General features: G+C 41.1%; 3 protein-coding genes. 2 read left to right on the top strand and 1 reads right to left on the bottom strand.

Going from position 1 to position 3,631, the window contains the following annotated elements:
- Positions 1-54 precede the first annotated feature (54 nt).
- Positions 55-831, bottom strand: coding sequence for an enoyl-ACP reductase FabI (gene fabI / locus FJR08_RS09195; protein WP_148764322.1), 777 nt, complete (start codon positions 829-831; stop codon positions 55-57).
- 379 nt (positions 832-1,210) lie between these two features.
- On the opposite strand from fabI, the gene ntcA reads away from it, so the two are divergent.
- Positions 1,211-1,882 carry a global nitrogen regulator NtcA gene (gene ntcA / locus FJR08_RS09190; protein ID WP_015080072.1) on the top strand — a complete coding sequence of 224 codons (672 nt, stop codon included), beginning with the start codon at positions 1,211-1,213 and terminating at the stop codon, positions 1,880-1,882.
- A 213-nt stretch (positions 1,883-2,095) separates the two neighbouring features.
- Positions 2,096-3,544, top strand: coding sequence for a DUF3084 domain-containing protein (locus FJR08_RS09185; protein ID WP_168632957.1), 1,449 nt, complete (start codon positions 2,096-2,098; stop codon positions 3,542-3,544).
- The last annotated feature ends 87 nt before the right edge of the window (positions 3,545-3,631 follow it).

Raw genomic sequence — 3,631 nt, 5'->3', positions numbered from 1 at the left:
ATTGGAAAAATTCTTTCTCCCTACATCCCTACATCCCTACATCCCCTACATTCCCTACATTCCCATAATTTCATAACCTGCATCTACATACAGGATTTGTCCAGTAATACCGCTGGCTAAATCACTGCACAAGAAAGCCGCAGTATTACCTACTTCTAATTGAGTAACGGTGCGACGGAGAGGGGCGACTTTTTCAACATGATGAATCATATCTAGAATACCACCCACGGCTGAAGATGCTAAGGTGCGAATGGGACCTGCAGAAATGCCATTGACGCGAATATTTTCAGGACCGAGTTCTGCTGCCAAGTAACGAACACTGGCTTCTAAACCAGCTTTAGCCACACCCATGACATTATAGTTAGGAATTGCTCTAACTGCTCCTAAATATGTAAGAGTAATAATACTTCCGCCTTGAGTCATTAAAGGTTTGGCTGCACCGCTTAACTGTACCAGTGAATAAGTGCTAACTTCCAAAGCTGTATTGAAACCAGAACGAGAAGTTTGACTAAAACCTCCAGTCAAATCTTCTTTTTTTGCAAAGGCCAAACAATGCACTAAAATATCTATTTTCCCCCATTCTTGCCGGATGGTTTCAAAAGTAGATTGAATTTGCTCGTCATTTTCAACATTGCAGGGCAAAAATAGGCTAGGACTGAGCGGTTCTACCAATTCAGAAACTTTTTTTTCCATTTTACCCTTGTCATCTGGCAAGTAGGTAATGCCCAAATTAGCCCCGGCTTTGTGCAGTTGTTGGGCAATTCCCCAAGCGATAGAACGGTTGTTGGCAATACCTGTAACTAGGGCATTTTTTCCAGATAGATTCAGCATAAACATTGCTAATGTAATTCATCATTAGGAGCATACTAGAATCTGAGTCTAGTTTGACTGTGTTGGGCTAGAGATTTTCCAAAATACTCCAAGCATAAGCAGTAAGCCCCCAAAAAACCATGACCATGTTCACAAAAATTCTCAAGAAATTGGCAATTTTTAGAGGCAAAACCTTGAGACTATAATTAGTGAAACTACTTATCAATAATTACTAGCTAAACGGAACAACAATTATGTATCATTATAAACGAAAAACTAGGAATTCCGCGTTTGAGTATAGGAAAAAACAGAAAATTTAATGATGATCTATTGATTTTTCAGGTGTATTCTTAGGTAATTAGTTTTTGTTTTTCTGGCATTGGGTAGGGGAAGGGAGAAAATGATAGTGACACAAGATAAAGCCCTAGCAAATGTTTTTCGTCAAATGGCAACGGGGGCTTTTCCTCCAGTTGTGGAAACATTTGAACGGAATAAGACGATCTTCTTTCCGGGAGATCCTGCCGAACGAGTTTATTTTCTTCTCAAGGGTGCTGTAAAACTGTCGAGAGTCTATGAGGCAGGAGAAGAAATAACGGTAGCTCTGCTCCGGGAGAATAGCGTTTTTGGCGTGCTGTCGTTGCTGACAGGGAATAAGTCTGATCGATTTTATCATGCAGTGGCATTTACCACTGTAGAATTACTTTCAGCCCCAATTGAACAAGTCGAACAGGCACTGAAGGAAAATCCAGAATTATCCATGTTAATGCTGCGAGGTCTTTCTTCGCGGATTCTTCAGACGGAGATGATGATTGAAACTCTTGCTCACCGCGATATGGGTTCAAGGTTAATCAGTTTCTTATTAATTCTTTGTCGAGATTTTGGCGTTCCTTGCGCTGATGGCATTACCATTGATCTGAAGTTATCCCATCAGGCGATCGCTGAAGCAATTGGCTCTACTCGCGTGACAGTCACTAGACTGCTGGGAGATTTACGCGAGAAGAAAATGATTACAATCCATAAAAAGAAGATTACTGTGCATAAACCTGTTGCTTTAAGTAAGCAATTTACTTAGAAGTTATGGGGGAATGGAGTTGGCACGGGTTCTATTTTTGAGGTAGTGCGGTCTTGGGATCTCTCCAAGCAGAACAACTACCGTAGAGATTCAACCGTTAATTTGGGGGAAGATCTCAAAATTGGATAATTTCTACTTTTGCCTAACTCCATTTACCCACAGACAATGGTTAAACGTAGTAGGCTGGATCAGTCAGCATTACGGTAGCTAAAAATGACCACCGGGTACATTCTGATTGCAGCAATTCTCATTTTGGGAGGCGTAATTGCCACCGTGGGCGATCGCATCGGCACACGAGTTGGCAAAGCTCGTCTCTCACTCTTCAATTTACGTCCGAAAAAAACTGCTGTAATTGTCACTATTTTTACAGGTGGTCTAATTTCTGCATCAACTTTGGCAATCCTATTTGCGGCTGATGGCGGATTGCGAAAGGGCGTATTTGAGTTAGAGGATATTCAAAGAGATTTGGGTAACAAGCGGGAACAACTAAAAACCGCAGAGGCGCAAAAAAGCCAGGTAGAGAGTGAGTTAAATAAAGCCAGACAAGAACAAAGTCAGGCACAACAAGAATTACAGAAAATTAATAAATCATTACAGGCAGCAAATACTAAACAAAAGGCTACACAAGCCCAACTCAATCGCACTCTGAACCAGCAAGCTAAAACTCAAGCCCGACTTAATCAAACTCAAAGTCGTCTTGGGGGAATTGTGATTCAGTATCAACAAGCTAGAAATGAATTACAAACTCTTTACAATCAGCGACAAACATTACAAACGGCGGTGGAAGAGTTAAAGACGGAACGAAAAAGATTATACGCCCAAGCTAAAGAAGCTATTGATGAAGCAAAGACGGTGATTGAAAAACGCGATCGCAAAATTACTAAATTAGATAAACTTATTCAAAATCGTAATCTCGAAATTAAACAGCGGGAAGAAGTTATTATTACTAGAGAATCTCGCTTGAAAGAATTAGAGAAACAACAACAATTTTTAGAGCAGGAAGTAGCCAGACTAGAAAAATATTATCAGTCCTACCGTGACCTCCGCTTGGGTAAACTAGCTTTAGTGAAAGGTCAAGTGATAGCCGCAGGGTTAATTACTGTGGACAAGCCTGATGCGGCACATCAGGCAATTATCCAAATTCTCCAGGAAGCTAACCGCAATGCCAATATTCAGTTAACTGAACCTGGTGGTACACCAGTAAATAAAGAAATACTCCGTGTTACCAAAGATAAAGTTGAGCAGTTAATTGCACAAATTAAAGATGGTCGAGAATATGTAGTGCGAATTTTCTCCGCAGGTAATTATGTCAGAGGTGAAAAGCAAATAGAATTCTTTGCAGACGCAGCGAGAAATCAACTCGTATTTTCATCAGGTGAAGTGCTGGCTACTACTACAGCGGATTTAAAAAATATGACATCTGAACAAATGCGTCAACGCCTAGATTTACTAATTTCCGCTTCTCAATTTCGCGCCCGGAACGCGGGAATTGTCGAAAGTGTTCAAATAGAAGGCACTTTTCTGCGCTTTGTTACCCAATTACAGCAGACGGAACAGGAAGTAGAAATTAAAGCCGTAGCCGCAGAAAATACTTATACTGTAGGTCCGCTAAGAGTCAAATTAGTAGCCATTTTGAATGGACAAATTCTTTTTAGCACCTGACAAAGTAGGCAAGGGGGCAGGGGGCAGGGGAGTAGGGGAGGTAGGGGAAGTAGGGGAGGTAGGGGGAGAAAGAATTTTTCCAATGAC

The organism is Dolichospermum sp. UHCC 0260, from assembly GCF_009711985.1.
Classification (GTDB): domain Bacteria; phylum Cyanobacteriota; class Cyanobacteriia; order Cyanobacteriales; family Nostocaceae; genus Dolichospermum; species Dolichospermum lemmermannii.
This window is presented reverse-complemented; position numbering and strand designations above follow the sequence as displayed.

What these genes read in the sequence shown, in the direction of transcription:
- FJR08_RS09185 (WP_168632957.1), top strand. Translation starts at nt 2,096, where the DNA reads ATGACCACCGGGTACATTCTGATTGCAGCAATTCTCATTTTGGGAGGC.
- ntcA (WP_015080072.1), top strand. Translation starts at nt 1,211, where the DNA reads ATGATAGTGACACAAGATAAAGCCCTAGCAAATGTTTTTCGTCAAATG.
- fabI (WP_148764322.1), bottom strand. Translation starts at nt 831, where the DNA reads ATGCTGAATCTATCTGGAAAAAATGCCCTAGTTACAGGTATTGCCAAC.